General features: G+C 61.0%; 16 protein-coding genes. 8 read left to right on the forward strand and 8 right to left on the reverse strand.

The window, feature by feature from the left end:
• The first annotated feature begins 109 nt into the window (after nt 1–109).
• Nucleotides 110–805, forward strand: a complete 696-nt coding sequence (gene ung, locus ACKLNA_RS14845; protein WP_085710669.1) for a uracil-DNA glycosylase — start codon at nt 110–112, stop codon at nt 803–805.
• Between the two features lie 3 nt (nt 806–808).
• On the opposite strand, the gene ACKLNA_RS14850 is transcribed toward ung, so the two are convergent.
• From ACKLNA_RS14850 to ACKLNA_RS14870, 5 genes are read right to left on the reverse strand one after another with little or no spacing between them, the layout of a single operon-like run.
• On the reverse strand, nt 809–1,837 hold the full coding sequence (locus ACKLNA_RS14850; protein ID WP_408986279.1) for an AbrB family transcriptional regulator: 1,029 nt from the start codon (nt 1,835–1,837) through the stop codon (nt 809–811).
• On the reverse strand, nt 1,830–3,344 hold the full coding sequence (locus ACKLNA_RS14855) for a tripartite tricarboxylate transporter permease (RefSeq protein WP_085710226.1): 1,515 nt from the start codon (nt 3,342–3,344) through the stop codon (nt 1,830–1,832). Before ACKLNA_RS14855 ends, ACKLNA_RS14850 begins: the two co-directional genes overlap by 8 nt.
• 1 nt (nt 3,345) lies before the next feature.
• Nucleotides 3,346–3,804: a tripartite tricarboxylate transporter TctB family protein gene (locus ACKLNA_RS14860; RefSeq protein ID WP_114886620.1), complete on the reverse strand. Its 459-nt coding sequence runs from the start codon at nt 3,802–3,804 to the stop codon at nt 3,346–3,348.
• A 58-nt stretch (nt 3,805–3,862) separates the two neighbouring features.
• Entirely contained in the window at nt 3,863–4,840 is a 978-nt protein-coding gene (locus ACKLNA_RS14865) for a tripartite tricarboxylate transporter substrate binding protein (protein WP_119428757.1), read from the reverse strand.
• A gap of 39 nt (nt 4,841–4,879) precedes the next feature.
• Nucleotides 4,880–6,172, reverse strand: coding sequence for an OprD family porin (locus ACKLNA_RS14870; protein WP_408986280.1), 1,293 nt, complete (start codon nt 6,170–6,172; stop codon nt 4,880–4,882).
• A 238-nt stretch (nt 6,173–6,410) separates the two neighbouring features.
• Between ACKLNA_RS14870 and ACKLNA_RS14875 the strand changes: the two genes are divergently transcribed.
• Both ACKLNA_RS14875 and ACKLNA_RS14880 read left to right on the forward strand, forming a co-directional pair.
• A complete protein-coding gene (locus ACKLNA_RS14875; RefSeq protein ID WP_085710230.1) occupies nt 6,411–7,082 on the forward strand; it encodes a response regulator in 672 nt (223 codons plus the stop codon).
• Entirely contained in the window at nt 7,075–8,460 is a 1,386-nt protein-coding gene (locus tag ACKLNA_RS14880; protein ID WP_408986281.1) for a sensor histidine kinase, read from the forward strand. Before ACKLNA_RS14875 ends, ACKLNA_RS14880 begins: the two co-directional genes overlap by 8 nt.
• Before the next feature lie 3 nt (nt 8,461–8,463).
• On the opposite strand, the gene ACKLNA_RS14885 is transcribed toward ACKLNA_RS14880, so the two are convergent.
• Nucleotides 8,464–9,285 (reverse strand): HDOD domain-containing protein, encoded by an 822-nt coding sequence (locus ACKLNA_RS14885; RefSeq protein ID WP_114881789.1) that lies wholly within the window; start codon nt 9,283–9,285, stop codon nt 8,464–8,466.
• 35 nt (nt 9,286–9,320) lie between these two features.
• Nucleotides 9,321–10,265, reverse strand: coding sequence for a YgfZ/GcvT domain-containing protein (locus ACKLNA_RS14890; protein ID WP_408986282.1), 945 nt, complete (start codon nt 10,263–10,265; stop codon nt 9,321–9,323).
• A 149-nt stretch (nt 10,266–10,414) separates the two neighbouring features.
• Between ACKLNA_RS14890 and ACKLNA_RS14895 the strand changes: the two genes are divergently transcribed.
• Together ACKLNA_RS14895 and ACKLNA_RS14900 are read left to right on the forward strand one after the other, a co-directional pair.
• Nucleotides 10,415–10,669 carry a succinate dehydrogenase assembly factor 2 gene (locus ACKLNA_RS14895; RefSeq protein WP_065257636.1) on the forward strand — a complete coding sequence of 85 codons (255 nt, stop codon included), beginning with the start codon at nt 10,415–10,417 and terminating at the stop codon, nt 10,667–10,669.
• On the forward strand, nt 10,653–11,105 hold the full coding sequence (locus tag ACKLNA_RS14900; RefSeq protein WP_408986283.1) for a protein YgfX: 453 nt from the start codon (nt 10,653–10,655) through the stop codon (nt 11,103–11,105). Before ACKLNA_RS14895 ends, ACKLNA_RS14900 begins: the two co-directional genes overlap by 17 nt.
• Here ACKLNA_RS14900 and nadB read toward each other — a convergent pair.
• Complete coding sequence (nadB, locus tag ACKLNA_RS14905) at nt 11,074–12,690, reverse strand: L-aspartate oxidase (protein ID WP_408986284.1); 1,617 nt, start codon at nt 12,688–12,690, stop codon at nt 11,074–11,076. The genes ACKLNA_RS14900 and nadB overlap by 32 nt on opposite strands.
• 558 nt (nt 12,691–13,248) lie before the next feature.
• Between nadB and rpoE the strand changes: the two genes are divergently transcribed.
• Genes rpoE through ACKLNA_RS14920 form a run of 3 tightly spaced genes read left to right on the forward strand, consistent with a single transcriptional unit; the run spans nt 13,249 to nt 15,420 of the window.
• The gene (rpoE, locus tag ACKLNA_RS14910) at nt 13,249–13,830 is read left to right on the forward strand and encodes an RNA polymerase sigma factor RpoE (protein ID WP_003172477.1); all 582 of its coding nucleotides are present in this window, start codon (nt 13,249–13,251) and stop codon (nt 13,828–13,830) included.
• Nucleotides 13,831–13,861: 31 nt separating this feature from the next.
• Nucleotides 13,862–14,449, forward strand: a complete 588-nt coding sequence (locus ACKLNA_RS14915; RefSeq protein WP_408986285.1) for a sigma-E factor negative regulatory protein — start codon at nt 13,862–13,864, stop codon at nt 14,447–14,449.
• A gap of 8 nt (nt 14,450–14,457) precedes the next feature.
• Nucleotides 14,458–15,420, forward strand: coding sequence for a MucB/RseB C-terminal domain-containing protein (locus tag ACKLNA_RS14920; protein ID WP_085710237.1), 963 nt, complete (start codon nt 14,458–14,460; stop codon nt 15,418–15,420).
• The last annotated feature ends 204 nt before the right edge of the window (nt 15,421–15,624 follow it).

Genomic DNA, 15,624 nt, shown 5'->3' on the forward strand with positions numbered 1-15,624 from the left:
ACGATCAGTATGATCGCTGTGTGGGAAAGTGCCGGATCTGCGTCAGATCAATTGACAAGCGTGGTCGGCTTTCCTAGGGTTCGCCCCATTGTTTTTGCCGGGTATGACCATGACTGCTGACGACCGTATCAAACTCGAACCGAGCTGGAAGGAGGCACTGCGTGCTGAGTTCGACCAGCCCTATATGGCAGAGTTGCGCAATTTTCTGCAGCAGGAGCGGGCGGCCGGCAAGGAAATCTATCCGCCGGGACCGCTGATTTTCAATGCACTGAACTCGACGCCGCTGGACAAGGTGAAAGTGGTCATCCTCGGCCAGGACCCCTACCACGGCCCGGGCCAGGCCCACGGCTTGTGCTTCTCGGTGCAACCGGGCGTGCCGGCGCCGCCGTCGCTGGTCAACATCTACAAAGAGCTGAAACGCGATCTGAACATCGACATCCCCAACCATGGCTATCTGCAGAGTTGGGCCGATCAGGGCGTGCTGATGCTCAACACCACCATGACCGTCGAGCGTGCCAATGCCAACGCGCACAAGGACAAGGGCTGGCAGTTTTTCACTGACCGGATCATCGAAGTGGTCAGCCAGCGGCAGCCGCATCTGGTGTTCATGCTCTGGGGCTCCCATGCCCAGAGCAAACAAAAGCTGATCGACGCCACCAAGCATCTGGTGTTGACTTCGGTGCACCCGTCGCCGCTATCGGCCTATCGCGGCTTCCTCGGCTGCGGGCACTTCAGCCGTACCAACAAGTTCCTGGAGCAGAACGGCGAAGCGCCGATCGAGTGGCGCCTGCCGTCGGTGGTCTGATGCTCAAGGCTGGCGGTTCCAGTATTTGAACAACGGTTCCGCCAGAAACAACACGAACAACAGCCGCATCACCTGCATCGCCGTCACCAGCGGCACCGACAGTTGCAGGGTTTCCGCCGTCAGGCTCATCTCGGCGATCCCCCCGGGCATCATGCCCAGGGTCAGCGAACGCAGATCCAGATGCGTCATTGCGCTCAGCCCCAACGCCGCCAATGTGGCGATCAACATGGTCAGCGCCGTGCCGATCAACGTGCGCCCCATGAACGACGGCGCACGTCGGAAGAACTGCCGGTTGAAGTGACAGCCCAGTCCGCTGCCGATCAGCCACTGACCAACCTGACTGCCACCATTGGGCAGACCGATATGCAGATCCCAGCCAATACTCACCGCCGCGCTGACCAGCAACGGCCCGAACAGCCACGGATTGGGTTGACGCAGACGTTGCCAGAGCCAGGCGAGCAAGCCGCCCGCCGGAAACAGAATCGCCAGCCAGCGCCAATCGACGCTGCCGGCATGAGAAATCGGGGCACCATCGCCCAGCAGATATTTGAATGCCGCCGGCACACACAGCACTACCACCAGCACCCGCAGACTCTGCCCGGCCGCGACATGGCTGAGCAGCGCGCCGTTGCGTGCGCCGAGGTTGACCATCTCGCCGGAGCCGCCAGGCATGCTGGAGAAAAACGCCGTGGCGCGGTCTTCGCCGGTGCGGCGCATAAGCCACACGCCAACCACTGCCGACAGGCTGGTGACCAGCGCCCCGAAGAAGATCAGGCCAAAGTGACTCAGCACCTGCTCCATCACCAGCGGGGTGAAGTGCAGGCCGATGCCGATCCCGACGATCCACTGGCCGCACTTGCGGCCGCCGGGGATTTCGGTGAGTTGCCACGGCGTCAGGCAGCGCACCAGGATGATCGCCAGCAACGAGCCGACCATCCACGGCAGCGGCCAGCCGATCTGGCTGGCGATGAAACCGCCAAGCAGACCGACCAGCGGGGTTCCCCACCAGGTTTTGAAGGACCGATCAAACATCGGCGATGGCGCGCCGCGCGACCGAACGTTTGCGCCAGATCCGCAGCAGCGGCATCAGCAACATGATCGCGGTCAGCACCCAGACGCCGAAGGTGATCGGGCTCGACCAGAGGATTTCCAGCGCACCGTTGGAGATCGACAGCGCACGACGCAGGTTCTGCTCCATCAGACCACCGAGGATGAACCCCAGCAGGACCGGCGACAGCGGGAAGTCCAGTTTGCGCAGGATGTAGCCGAAGATGCCGATGCCGACCATCAGGAACAGGTCGAACGTGGTGGCATGCACCGCGTACACGCCGATCCCGGTAATGATCGCGATCACCGGCACCAGCGCCCAGTTCGGCACGGCGAGGATGCGGGTGAAGATGCGGATCATCGGGATGTTCAGGATCACCAGCATGATGTTGGCGATGAACAGCGACGCGATCAGGCCCCAGACGATGTCCGGTTGTTGCTGGAACAACAGCGGGCCCGGAGTGATGTTGTACAGCGACAGGGCGCCGATCATCACCGCCGTGGTGCCCGAACCCGGAACACCGAGGGTCAGCATCGGCACCAGCGCGCCGCAGGCGGATGCACCGATGGCGGTTTCCGGGGCGGCGAGACCGCGCTTGTCACCTTCGCCGAATTTGCCGTCGGCACCGGCGATGCGTTTCTCGGTCATGTAGGCCACGGCACTGGCCAGGGTCGCGCCGGCGCCCGGCAATACGCCCATGATGAAGCCGAGCAGGCCGCAACGGATGTTCACCACGAACACTGACGCCGCTTCCTTGAAGTTGAACATCATCCGCCCGGTGGCTTTCACCGCTTCCTGGCCGCGATGGGTTTTCTCCAGCAGCAGAAGGATTTCGCTGATCGAGAACAGGCCCAGCACCAGCACCACGAACTGAATGCCGTCGGTCAGGTGAATGTTGTCGCCGGTAAAACGGTATACGCCGCTGTTGGCGTCGATGCCGACGCTGGACAGGAACAGACCGATCAACGCTGCAATGAACGTCTTCAGCGGTCGGTCACCGGCCATGCCGCCGAGGCAGACAATCGCGAACACCATCAGTACGAAATATTCCGCGGGCCCGAAGGCAATCGCCCATTTCGCCAGCAACGGCGCGAACAGCACCATGCCGCAGGTGGCGATGAACGCACCGATGAACGAGCTCCACGCCGACAGCGACAACGCAACCCCGGCCAGACCCTGGCGGGCCATCGGGTAGCCGTCGAGGGTGGTCATCACGGTGGAGGCTTCGCCGGGAATGTTCAGCAGGATCGAACTGATCCGGCCGCCGTATTCGCAGCCCAGGTACACCGCCGCGAGCAGGATCAGCGCCGACTCCGGCGGCAGACCGAGGGCGAAGGCGATCGGAATCAGCAACGCCACACCATTGATCGGGCCGAGGCCCGGCAACAGCCCGACCACGGTGCCGATCAGCGTACCGGTCAGCGCGGTGACCAGGTTGTACGGGCTCAGCGCGACGCCGAAGCCCTGTCCCAAATATCCGAGCGTATCCATATCAGTTCTCCAGAACGTCGAGCAGGCCGAGGGGCAGCGGTACGTCCATCAGGCGGTCGAACAGCAGGTACAGACCGATGGCCATCAGCGTGGTCACCACAATGCTGGGCAACCAGCGGCCGCCGTACAGGCGCGCCATCGGGATGCCGATCAGGCAACTGCTGAGGATGAAGCCCAGCGGCTCGAACAGACCGGCGAACACCAGCAGCAACAGCACGCAGATGCTGATCTTGGTCAGGGTTTCGCGGTCCAGCGGCGGCTCGTCTTCACTGTGTTTGATCGGTGCCGGGCGAAACACCATGTACAGCAGCGCCAGGCTCATCAGGCCAAGCATCAGCAGAGGAAACGCCCGCGGGCCGACCGGCTCGTAGGAAAACGCAGCCTGATAGGGCCAGGCCATCAGTGCCAGACCGGCACAAGCCAGCAGCAACACCGAGGCAAAAATGCGTTGAATCAGCATGAGGAACTCCTGGGCCATGACCTCGATGCGCGAGGCCATGACCGCTAGACAGAGACGATCACTGGATCAGGCCGAACTCTTTGGCCAGCACTTTGTAATCCGCGACTTGCTTCTTCACATAGGTGTCCAACTCCGGGCCGGTCATGGCGAACGGGAACAGTTCACGCTGATCGCGCAGCTTGGCGAACTCGTCGGAAGCCAGCAGTTTGTCGAAGGCACCTTTCCACCAGGCGTAGTCTTCATCGCTGACTTTCGGCCCGAGGTAGAAACCGCGAACCACCGGCCAGACGATGTCGTAGCCTTGCTCGCGAGCGGTCGGGATGCCTTTCATTTCCGGCTCGTCCAGACGGTTTTCGGCGAACACGGCCAGCAGGCGCATGTCGCCGCTCTGGATGTGCGGCATGGAGTCGGAGATGTCGGTGCTGCCGACCTGGATGTGGCCGCCGAGCAGGGCGGTGGCGATCTCGCCGCCACCTTCGAGGGCGACGTAGCGCAGGTCACGCGGGTTGATCCCGGCGGCTTTGGCGATCAGTGCGGTCTGCATCCAGTCCTGGCTGCCGACAGTGCCGCCGGAACCGATGACCACGGCGCTCGGATCTTTCTTCAGCGCCTGAACGAGATCATCGAGGGTTTTGTAGGGCGAATCGCTTTTCACTGCGATGGCACCGTAGCTGGTGCCGACCGCCGCCAGCCAGCGCACGTTGGTTTCATCGAAACGGCCGAACTTGCCTTGTGCCAGGTTCAGCAGAGAACCGCTGGACCAGGCCACCAGCGTACCGGCGTCTGCCGGGCGCTGCGCCACAACGGCGTTGTACGCCACCGCGCCGACACCACCGGGCATGTAGGTCACGCGCATCGGTTTGGTCAGCAGTTTTTCGTTGACCAGCGCGCTTTGCGCCAGTTTGCAGGTCAGGTCGAAACCGCCACCGGGGGAGGCCGGGGCGATGCATTCCGGACGTTTCGGTTCAGCCATCAGTTGACCGGCGAACAGCATGACGCCAGCGGCCAGAGCGACTTTACGCAGTGATAAGTTCATCTATGTCTCCTTGGGAGTTGTTGTTATGGACGTACTGAATTACCAAAGGGCAACGCTATAGCTCACCAGCAGACGCACTTCATCGGCATCGCGAGCGGAGTAGTTGGAACGGTAAGTGGCATTACGCAAACGCACGGCAACGTCCTTCAGGGCGCCGCTTTGTACTACATATTTGATCTCGGTGTTGCGCTCCCACTCCTTGCCTTCATCGCCGTTCTTGAGCTTGATGTTGTCACCGCTCAGGTAGCGGCTCATGAAGCTCAGGCCGGGGATGCCGAGTCTGGCGAAGTCGAAGTCGTAGCGTGCCTGCCAGGAACGTTCTTCGGCGCCGGCGAAGTCGTTGATCTGCACGAAGTTGACCAGGTACGGGTCGCTGCCATCGACATAAGGGAAGGCGCTGTCGCCGGACATGTGCTGATAACCGGCGGTAAACTTGTGGCCGCTCAGGGCATAACTGACCAGACCGTTGAGCGAGCGGTTGTCGATCTTGCCGCCACGGGCGGCGCCCTGATCGTCACTGACGGCGAAACGCAAGTCGGTGGCGAAAGTGCCCGGGCCCATCGGCCGCGAGGCGACCAGTCCGAAGAAGTGCTGGTTGTAGACTTCGTCGAGCTGGGCGAAGTGGTAACTGCCGGTGATCTTGTCGGTGAACTTGTAGTCCACGCCGGCAAAGTCGAAGTGCTTGCCGGCGACGGTGCCGGCGAAACGGCCGTTCTTGTTGTTGAGGGCAATGTCCTCGAAATCGGTGCTGTCGCGGTCCTTGGCCTTGTCCAGACGGCCACCGGTGAAGGTCAGATTCTTGATCTCTTTGGAGGTCAGCAAACCACCTTCGAAAGTCTGCGGCAGGATGCGCCCGTCGTTCGGCTTGAGGATCGGCAGTTCCGGAATCAGGCTGCCGATTTTCAGTTCGGTGGCGGAGATCTTCACTTTGCCGGTCAGGCCAACCTTGGAGTATTCGTTTGCCGCGCGCCCGTCATCGTGAGTCGGCAGCAGGCCGGTGCCAGTGCGGTCCGGGCTTGAATCGAGCTTGACCCCCAACATCCCCAGTGCATCGACACCGAACCCCACGGTGCCGTCGGTATAACCCGATTGCAGATTGAGCATGAAGCCGTGGGCCCACTCGTCGCGCTTGGACTGCTGGGCACTGGTGCCGTCGCGAAAGTCGCGGTTGAAATACATGTTGCGGGTTTCGAAGGTGGCGGAACTGTCTTCGATGAAATCGGCGTAGCTCATCGGTGCAAAACCGGCGAGGGCGGCGGCACTGGCAAGGGCGGTGTGGCTGAAACGGGAAGGACGGACAGGCGTAGGAGCCTTGGTCTGCAAGGACGGCATGCGGGGTGTACTCCGTTTATTGTTCTTATTGGTCGAAAACGCTTCGAGGCGTTTTTCGTATCGCGGTGTGGCAGCAGCGACGGAAGCCGAAACATTCCGTAACCCGACTCTATCGGCCAAACCTTTCGCTAACCTTTCAGCGGGCTTTAACGCGTTTTCGGGCTTCACAGCGGCGGTTGCGGCTGTAAACTCCGCGGCAAAGAATGGCGCCGGCCATCCCTGAATGAGGTAGAGATCCATGCGTGTTCTGCTCGTCGAAGACCATCTGCAACTGGCCGAAAGCGTCGCCCAGGCGCTCAAGAGCACCGGTCTGACCGTGGACGTGCTGCACGATGGCGTGGCCGCCGACCTGGCGCTGGGCAGCGAGGAATACGCGATGGCGATCCTCGATGTCGGCCTGCCGCGCATGGACGGATTCGAAGTGCTGGCGCGTCTGCGGGCACGGGGCAAGAACCTGCCGGTGCTGATGCTGACGGCCCGCAGCGACGTCAAGGATCGGGTTCACGGGCTCAATCTCGGCGCCGACGATTATCTGGCCAAACCATTTGAATTGACGGAGCTTGAGGCCCGGGTCAAAGCCCTGTTGCGTCGCAGCGTGCTCGGCGGCGAACGCATCCAGCGCTGTGGCGTATTGGCCTATGACCTGGAGACCCGGCGCTTCACTCTTGGCGAAGAACTGCTGACACTGACGTCCCGCGAACAAGCGGTGCTCGAAGCGCTGATCGCCCGCCCTGGCCGGGTGATGAGCAAGGAGCAACTGGCGTCGCAGGTCTTCGGGCTCGACGAGGAAGCCAGCCCCGACGCCATCGAAATCTACGTGCATCGCCTGCGCAAGAAACTCGACGGTCATGCGGTGGCCATCGTGACCTTCCGTGGCCTGGGTTATCTGCTGGAAAGCCGCGATGCATAAGCCCAGCAGTCTGCGCTGGCGGTTACTGTGGAACCTCGCACTGCTGCTGGTGGTGTTGATGCTGGCCAGCGGCCTGAGCGCTTACTGGAACGGTCGCGAAGCCGCCGACACCGCTTATGACCGCACGTTGCTGGCGTCGGCGCGAACCATCGCCGCCGGCCTTTCGCAGCGGGACGGCAGCCTCAGTGCCGACGTGCCTTACGTGGCCCTCGATACCTTCGCCTACGACAGCGCGGGACGAATCTATTACCAGGTCAACGACATTCACCAGAAGCTGATTTCCGGCTATGAAAACCTGCCGGGCCCGCCGCCGGGAACGCCGAGAACCGACAGCTATCCGGCACTCGCGCGCTTTTACAACGCCACGTATCAGGGGCAGAACGTGCGCGTCGTCAGTCTGTTGAAAGCCGTGACCGAACCGAACATGAACGGCATGGCGGAAATCCGCGTCGCCGAAACCGACGAAGCACGCGTCAGCATGGCCCGCAGTCTGGCGGCCGACACTTTGTTGAGGCTGGGCATGCTGGCAATCGGAGCATTGTTGCTGGTGTGGTTTGCGGTCAGCGCGGCGTTGCGACCGATCGAGCGACTGCGCACTGCAGTGGAGGAACGTCAGCCCGACGATCTGCGACCCTTGCCGTTGGTGGAAGTGCAGCACGAATTATGGCCGCTGGTGCGGGCGCTCAATCACTTCACCGAGCGCTTGCGCGGGCAATTCGAGCGGCAGGCGCAATTCATCGCCGATGCGGCCCACGAACTGCGTACGCCGCTGGCGGCGCTCAAGGCGCGTCTTGAATTGGGGTTGCGCTCGAGCGAGCCGCAAACCTGGCGCGACACGCTGGAATCATCGGCACAAAGCACCGATCGCCTGACCCATCTGGCCAACCAATTGCTGTCGCTGGCCCGGGTGGAAAACGGCGCCCGGGCGATTGCCGAGGGCGGCGCGCAGTTGCTCGATCTAAGCCAGTTGGCCCGGGAGCTGGGCATGGCCATGGCGCCGCTGGCTCATGCGCGCGGCGTGGCGTTGGCACTGGAAGCGGACGAACCGGTCTGGCTGCGCGGCGAGCCGACCTTGCTCAACGAGCTGCTGAGCAATCTGGTGGACAACGCGCTGGCGCACACGCCGTCGGGGGGCAACGTGATCTTGCGAGTGAAGTCGCCGGCGGTGCTGGAGGTCGAGGACGACGGCCCGGGCATTCCCCAGGATGAGCGTGACCGGGTGTTCGAACGTTTTTACCGACGCAATCAGCAGATCGCCGGTTCCGGGCTGGGGCTGGCGATTGTCGGGGAAATCTGCCGCGCGCATCTGGCGCAGATCACGCTGCATGATGGCGAGCAGGCGGGGTTGAAGGTGCGGGTGAGTTTTATTGCGGGTTGAGACTCAGTAGAACATCGACCGCGATTCTTCCAGATCCGCGCACAACACCTTGTTGTCGATGTCGATCCCGAGCTTGCGAAAGGCCGGAACGCTGAGCGGGTCGATCCGGGCGAGGGGATGATCGCTGTCCTTGTGGCAATACAGGCTGGCCACTTGCACCAGATCCACGTAATCGACCTGGGGCGATTCGCGTTTCAGGTCCTGATACAACCCCGGCAACTCCACGAGGCGCTCCGGGAATTCCCAGACCCGCAGCAACTTGTCGCCGATAAGCGGATGAATGTGGTCGATCACATGATTGAGGCTGACGGGGTCCGACAGCAGTTCGTAATGGTCTTCGGCATAGGTCAGGATCGGCAGTACGCCAATCTGATGCACCAGTCCGCCCAGCGCAGCCTGATCGGGCTTGAGCTGGGTATAGCGGCGGCACAATGCGTAGCTGACCCCGGCGATTTCCAGACTCTTGCGCCAGACTTCGCGCATTTTCTGTTCCACCACCTCGGAGCGGGCGTGGAAGATCTGCTCCATCACCAGACCGATCGCCAGGTTACTGCTGTAGTTGACGCCCAGCCGGGTGATCGCGGTGTGCAGGTCGGTGACTTCCTGGGTGGCGCGCAGCAGCGGGCTGTTGACCACTTTGATCAGGCGCGCCGACAGCGCCGTGTCGCGGCCAATCACTTTGCTCAGGTCGCTGACGCTGATATCCGGGTCTTCGGCGGCCTTGCGAATCTGCAGGGCCACTTCCGGTAACGTTGGCAGAACCAGGTCATCGTTATCGATGGCCTCAACTAAATCCTGTTGGACCTTATCCGCCAGATCACTCATGTCATTTCTCTAGGGTGTTGCAACAAATGCTGCGATCAACGCTGGATTTCGCGGTCGCGATCCAGTTCGTAAGGCAGGTCGAGCAAGTGCAGCGCCGGACCTTCTTCGGCCGTGCCCAGATGCAAATCGCCTGCGTCGGCAGCTTCGGCCTGCAACACCGCCAGCAGTTCAATATTTTTCTCGGCGCGGGCGGCCAGCACCACTTCGCCGATGGAACTGCCGTGGCTCGGGGCGAACAGCGGGGTGCCAGGCTCCGGCAATTCACTGGCGTCCAGTTGCACGCGGTACAGGCGACGCTTGAGCTTGCCCAGGTACTGCATGCGCGCGACGATTTCCTGCCCGGTGTAGCAGCCTTTCTTGAAGCTCACGCCGCCGACGGCTTGCAGATTGAGCATCTGCGGAATGAACAGCTCGCGGGTACTCGGCATGACCTGGCCGATACCGGCGCGGATCTGGCCCAGCAGCCATTGATTGAGTTCGGCTTCGCTCAGTTGTGCAGACAGCTTGCCTTTGATGGCGTCGGCCTGATCGGCTGGCGCCCAGAGTTCGGCACGATCGGGGGAGACGCGAATCGCGATCAGCCCTTCGTGGCGAACCACGCTGTCGGTGTCCACCGGCAGTTCCAGACCCAGGCTGCTCAGGGCTGCGTCCCCATGCTCCAGCCCGAAGCGCACCCATGAGGCACTTTCCTCGGTCAGTTTCGATTTGGAAAACACTGCGTATTTTTTCAGATCCGCCAGTTGCGGCTCCAGCAGTTCGCCGGCCATGGCCAGCAGCACGCCGTCGCCTTCAAGCACGATGCGGAAACTCGACTGCATCCGGCCTTTCTGCGTGCAACGGGCGCCGAGGCTGGCCCGGTCATCACTCAGGTAATTGATGTTGCAGGTCAACTGGCCTTGCAGGAATTTGCCGGCATCCGCGCCGCGAACCGCGAGAACGCCTTCATGAGACAGGGTGCAGAAAAAAGCAGAATCGGCCATGGGTCATCGCAGGGTAAATAGACTGGGGCACATCATAAGGGGGTGGTGTTGAAATGGGTAGTTCATAAAGGATCGGTGGTGCCCGACCAAAGCCGACTGTTCGGCCCGCCTCGGGCCTGTATACTTGCGGCCTATTTGAGGAGCGCTCCATGGTCGAACAAGTTGAACTGAATCGCCTCTTTTGGCACAGCCGTCGCGGCATGCTTGAGCTTGACGTGTTGCTGGTGCCGTTCGTGAAAGAGGTCTACTCGAATCTGAACGAGGTGGACCGTGCGCTGTATGTCCGCCTGCTGGAATGCGAGGATCAGGACATGTTCGGCTGGTTCATGGAACGCAGCGAATCGGAAGATCCCGAGCTGCAACGCATGGTTCGCATGATTCTGGATCGTGTCCAGCCCAAGTAACACGTTCGAATGCCGCTGGCAGGCCTCACGGCAATTGCTGGCGGCGTATCTCCTGGCTCAGGCGTTCGCCCTGTGCGCCCTGTTTCTGCTTGTCATCCCTTTCTGGGTCAGTCTGCTCGGTGCAGTCGCCTGCCTGATCCATGCGTCGTGGGTGTTGCCCCGCCAGATTCTGCTGAGTCATCCCAAGGCATTCTGCGGATTGCGTCGTGACGCCGATGGCTGGCAATTGTGGAATCAGGCCGATGGCTGGCAGCCGGTGCAGTTGCGCCCGGACAGCCTGGCGCTGCCATTGATCGTGGTGCTGCGCTTTCGGTTGCGCGGCGAGCGTCGGGTCAGGTCGATCTGCGTGCCCCGGGATGCGCAGGCGGCGGATCTGCACCGACGCCTGCGGGTGCGGCTCAAGTTCAGCCGGCGTAGGTGGGCGGCACCAGAATAGTGTCGAGCGCTTCGGGCAGCAGATCCGGGTAGTCGAGGGTGTAATGCAGGCCTCGGCTCTCCTTGCGCTCCATGGCTGAGCGGATCATCAATTCCGCCACTTGTGCCAGATTGCGCAACTCGATCAGGTCGCGGCTGACTTTATAGTTGCTGTAGAACTCGTCGATTTCGTCCAGCAACAGACGTACACGGTGTTGTGCCCGTTGCAGACGTTTGTTGGTGCGCACGATGCCGACGTAGTCCCACATGAAGCGCCGCAGCTCGTCCCAGTTGTGCGCGATGATCACGTCTTCGTCGGAATCGGTCACCTGGCTCGCATCCCAGGCGGGCAGGGCGCGGGGGATGGCGATATCGGACAGTTGTTCGAGAATGTCCGCGGCTGCCGAACGGGCATAAACGAAGCATTCCAGCAACGAATTGCTGGCCATGCGGTTGGCGCCGTGCAGGCCGGTGAAGCTGGTTTCGCCGATGGCGTACAGGCCGGGCACGTCGGTGCGGCCCTGTTGGTCTACCATGACGCCGCCGCAGGTGTAGTGCGCCGCCGGGACGACCGGGATCGGTTGTTTGGTGATGTCGATGCCGAATCCGAGGCAGCGCTCGTAGACGGTCGGAAAGTGCGATTTGATGAAGGCTTCGGGCTTGTGGCTGATGTCGAGATAGACGCAGTCGACACCCAGACGCTTCATCTCATGGTCGATGGCCCGGGCGACGATGTCCCGTGGTGCCAGTTCGGCGCGCGAGTCGAAACGCTGCATGAAGCGTTCGCCGTTGGGCAACTTCAAATGTGCGCCTTCACCGCGCAGGGCTTCGGTCACTAGGAAGCTCTTGGCCTGCGGGTGATAGAGGCAGGTGGGGTGGAACTGATTGAACTCCAGGTTCGCAACACGGCAACCCGAACGCCAGGCCATGGCGATGCCATCGCCGCAGGCGCCGTCAGGGTTGCTGGTATAGAGGTAGACCTTGGCGGCGCCGCCTGAAGCCAGAATCACGAATCGGGCGCCGTAGGTGTCGACTTCGCCGGTCTTGCGATTGAGCACGTAGGCGCCGAGGCAGCGGTCGCCGTCCAGCCCCAGGCGGCGCTCGGTGATCAGATCAACGGCGACGCGCTGTTCCAGCAACTCGATGTTCGGGCGTTCTTTTGCCTGGGCCAGCAAGGTTGTGAAAATCGCGGCGCCAGTGGCATCGGCGGCGTGGATGATGCGGCGGTGGCTGTGGCCGCCCTCGCGGGTGAGATGGAATTCGAATCCGCCGTCTTCAGTGCCGGACTGTTCATCACGGGTGAACGGTACGCCCTGGTCGATCAGCCACTGGATCGCCTCTTTGCTGTGCTCGACGGTGAAACGTACCGCATCTTCATGGCACAGGCCGCCGCCGGCATTGAGGGTGTCATCGACGTGGGATTCGACGGTGTCTGTGTCGTCCAGCACGGCCGCCACGCCACCCTGGGCCCAATAAGTCGAACCGTTGGCGAGATCGCCCTTGCTCAGTACGGCGATGCGCAAGTGACCGGGCAGGGTCAGCGCGAGACTCAAACCGGCAGCGCCGCTGCCAATCACCAGAACATCGTGTTGAAACTGTTGGCTCATTTCAGGATTCCGCTCAATGCGACCCGGGTCGGGGTTGGCGCAAGACAGGCGGATGGGCGAGTCGAGACAGCCACACAGCCCACTAGTATATAGAGGGGTGGGGCGGCACAATAGCCGGGTGGATATGGCATTGTGAAACTACTGTAACGGTGAAATGCCGACGCTTTGTCGGAAGTTTTTTCCGCCGGTTTTGGGAAAAAGCGACTGTATCGCAGATGAAACACGCTTTTTCCGCTCACGGTCGCCCAATGTCGGCGTGGCCCGTCTATAAATATTTGGAACTTTTGCCAGAGGCCCAAGATCAATAGACAGTTGCCCGAAACAAGGGACAGTGTCGGCTTCAACGCGGAATCTGCGGTTGGATTCTCGCCGGTGAGCCGATGAAAAGATTATTCGCGCAGCCGGTTTATCCCGCGCTGCGTTTTTCGTGCGTGCCAAATCAGAGCCCGCAGGAAACTTGCTTGGAGGGGGAGAACTTTTGCGAAAAGCCCGAGTCTATGTTTGCAAGTCCGGTCGTTTAGTCATGCAAGCTTCCTCCGAGTTTATCGAGGAGTGTTCATGCTAACCCAGGAAGAGGATCAGCAGCTGGTCGAGCGCGTTCAGCGCGGCGACAAGCGAGCTTTCGATCTGCTCGTGTTGAAGTATCAACACAAAATTCTCGGGTTGATCGTGCGTTTCGTGCACGACACCCATGAAGCCCAGGATGTTGCGCAAGAAGCCTTTATCAAGGCGTATCGAGCGCTTGGAAACTTTCGCGGAGACAGTGCCTTTTATACATGGCTGTACCGCATCGCCATCAACACGGCGAAGAACTATCTGGTTTCACGCGGCCGCCGGCCGCCGGATAGCGATGTCAGTTCCGAAGATGCGGAGTTCTATGATGGCGATCACGGCCTGAAAGATCTCGAATCTCCTGAACGCGCATTGCTGCGGGATGAGATCGAAGGCACCGTCCATCGAACCATCCAGCAACTGCCAGAAGATTTGCGCACGGCATTAACTTTGCGCGAATTCGACGGTCTGAGTTACGAGGACATCGCGAGCGTCATGCAATGTCCGGTTGGTACCGTGCGCTCCCGGATTTTCCGCGCCCGGGAGGCCATCGATAAAGCCCTGCAGCCGTTGTTGCAGGAAAACTAAAGACAGCGGCGACAGCCAAGAGAGGAACGCCATGAGTCGGGAAGCCCTGCAGGAATCGCTGTCCGCAGTGATGGATAACGAAGCGGACGAACTGGAATTGCGTCGAGTGCTCAATGCACTGGACGATGTTGAAACCCGCGAAACCTGGGCTCGTTACCAGATCGCTCGGGCAGCCATGCACAAGGATCTGCTGCTCCCACGCCTGGATCTCGCTGCGGCGGTGTCTGCTGCGCTTGAAGATGAAGCCAGTCCAGCCAAAGTGTCCCGCGGTCCATGGCGCAGCCTGGGTCGTCTGGCCGTTGCAGCCTCGGTGACCGTTGCCGTTCTGGCAGGCGTTCGTCTGTATAACCATGACGAAATCGCAGGTGTCGAACTGGCGCAGCAATCCAATCAGCCAGCGCTGGCTACTCCGCAGGTCAAGGGGCCGGCGGTACTGGCAGGCTACAATGAGAGTTCTGAAGCCACGGGTCCTATGGCCAATGGTGTGCTGCAGGGCCAGCCAGGCTGGCACGATCAGCGTTTGCCGGGTTACCTGCGTCAACATGCTCAGCAAGCTGCGCTGAAAGGTACTGAAAGCGCACTGCCTTATGCACGAGCAGCCAGTCTGGAAAACCGTTAAGGAGGATCATGCGCGCCATACCTCTACTTTCGCTTCTGCTCAGTGGCTGGTTCATCGTTCCAGCCCACGCCGATGAGGCCCAGGATTGGCTGACCCGCCTGGGCCAGGCCGAGCAGCAGCAAAGCTTCCACGGCACATTCGTTTACGAGCGTAACGGTAGTTTTTCTACCCACAGCATCTGGCATCGCGTCCAGAACGGGCAGGTTCGCGAGCGGTTGCTCCAGCTCGACGGTTCGGCACAGGAAGTCGTACGCATTGATGGGCATACTCAATGCGTCAGCGGCACCCTGATTGCGGGGCTGGGAGATTCTCCAAACTCTGCCGCTCGTCCACTCGATCCACAGAAGCTGAAGAATTGGTATGAGCTTGCCGTGATCGGCAAGTCGCGTGTGGCCGGGCGTGACGCGGTAATCGTATCGCTGACGCCACGGGATCAGTATCGCTACGGATTCGAACTGCACCTGGACAAGGAAACGGGATTGCCGCTCAAGTCGTTGCTGCTCAACGACAAGGGCCAGTTGCTCGAGCGGTTCCAGTTCACTCGACTGGATACTGCCGAGGTTCCATCCGACAAGGATCTTCAGGCAGCCTCCGACTGCAAGCCTGTCAACCTCGACAGTGACAAGGCTTCAGCCGTCAAGACCGCACAGGTCTGGCGATCCGACTGGTTGCCGCCGGGCTTTGAGCTCACCAGCAGTTCCTCGCACAAGGACCCTGACACCAAGACCCAGGTCAACAGCCTGCTGTATGACGATGGTCTGGCGCGTTTCTCGGTATTCCTGGAACCGCTGAACGGTGCCGTCGTTACGGATACACGTACTCAGCTGGGGCCAACGGTTGCCGTATCCCGCCGTCTGACTACGCCACAGGGCGAGATGATGGTGACGGTGGTCGGCGAAATTCCAATCGGTACTGCCGAGCGGATTGCCTTGTCGATACGCAACGATGGCGCTGCAACCAGCAAGCAGTGAGCTGATTTCAGCAGTTTCCACTTCGTGTTCGAGACATGAAATGTTTGCTGAGCATTTTCATTTGCAAATAATCCAAAAATTTTTTATAGGTCAGAGCCTCACGGCTCTGGCCTTGTTTTGTTGTTCCCGGAACAAAAATGCCGGCCTGTAGTTCCCGGTGTTCCTTGCTCCATATCGCTTAACCCTGCTCGTCGTAACGGGAGC

The organism is Pseudomonas sp. UV AK001 (assembly GCF_046097675.1).
Lineage (GTDB): Bacteria > Pseudomonadota > Gammaproteobacteria > Pseudomonadales > Pseudomonadaceae > Aquipseudomonas > Aquipseudomonas kribbensis.